Origin of the sequence: Aeromonas sp. L_1B5_3 (assembly GCF_963866575.1) — a bacterium.
GTDB classification, from domain to species: Bacteria; Pseudomonadota; Gammaproteobacteria; order Enterobacterales; family Aeromonadaceae; genus Aeromonas; species Aeromonas jandaei.
On sequence record NZ_CAWMDN010000010.1, the window covers coordinates 1 to 1245 of the forward strand.

Below are 1245 nucleotides of genomic sequence, written 5' to 3' on the forward strand. Positions count from 1 at the left end.
CAGGCCCCCGGCGCTCGATGTCGCACCAAGACATTGAGGGGTGACCGGCGACTCCCGCACCAGGCAAACCGCTGGCCATCCCCGGCACCGGCCCGGCGGCGAACCTTCCAGGCTAAAAGAACAAGGGTGGGGAAACACGGAACCGCTTGCTCAGTGCTTCAATGTGTTGCTTAATTCAGCTTCTTCCCGTCTGCGGCGTTCAAGAGCTTGCTGACATTCGATTTAGGGGAGCCCGCAGAATTCGGAAAAAATCGTACGCTAAGGTTTTCCGGGCATCCGTAGGGGCCGAAACTTCCCGTCTTCCAGTCTGCGGCTCTGCCGCCAGACGTAATCGCCGGTTAGGTTGATGTGCTCCCAGCCCAGAGGCGACAGGAATTGCAGCAGCTCGCCGTCCACCGGCTTGCCGGCCTCGACCAACCCCTGGGTGGCGCGCTCCAGGTACACCGTGTTCCACAGCACGATAGCCGCCGTCACCAGGTTGAGGCCGCTGGCCCGGTAGCGCTGCTGCTCACGGATCAGCGCACGCTCGAACTCGGCGAAGGCCCCCATCACCGACAGCATCAGGTTGGCCATCGGCGAGTCCTCGCCGGTGAATACCAGCCCCTCCTTCAAGAACTCGATGCGTACGCCGCGCTGGGTCAGCTTCTGTACAAGGCGGCGCAGGTCGTCGAGGTTGCGGGCCAGACGATCCATGCTGTGCACCACCACGGTGTCGCCCTCGCGGACGAAGCTCAGTAGCGCTTCGAGCTGGGGGCGCTGGGTGTCCTTGCCCGAGGCTTTGTCGGTGAACACCTTGCTCACCTGGGTCTGTTCCAGCTGGCGTTCCGGGTTCTGGTCGAAGCTGCTGACCCGGACGTAGCCGATGCGGTGCCCCTGCACGATGTCTCCTTGGTTGAAGGCGGCTTAAGTGCTCCTTCTGTTCCGTTGTGCCTCAAACCCCGTTTCTGTCAGGCTGAAATCTATGACCTTCGCGGGCATGTGTCAAAAAATGCGAAAGATGACTCTATTCTGACGAAGCGGCGCGGCCTTGCCTGACATCCAGTTAGGGTATAACCTAGATTTACATGCGCAATGCAACCCTTAACTTGCTGCACCTATCGTGTCCATGCTAGCTTTATCGTAACGCTAAAGAAATTGGGCTTAATGCCGAACACAATAAAATAAAACAGCCAACTCTTGAGGCTCTTATGCGCCAGAATTTACCAGTGACGGGTCGAAACTTAGAACTCCCAAAAGATGCCAATA

The 1245-nt window shown here is 58.5% G+C and carries 2 pseudogenes; both read right to left on the reverse strand.

The window, feature by feature from the left end:
* Positions 1 to 258: 258 nt before the first annotated feature.
* Positions 259 to 510: pseudogene (locus AACR93_RS01595) on the reverse strand (Tn3 family transposase); the annotation flags it as partial.
* A pseudogene (locus AACR93_RS01600) lies at positions 511 to 879 on the reverse strand (recombinase family protein); the annotation flags it as partial. It abuts the pseudogene before it with no gap.
* Between the last annotated feature and the right edge of the window lie 366 nt (positions 880 to 1245).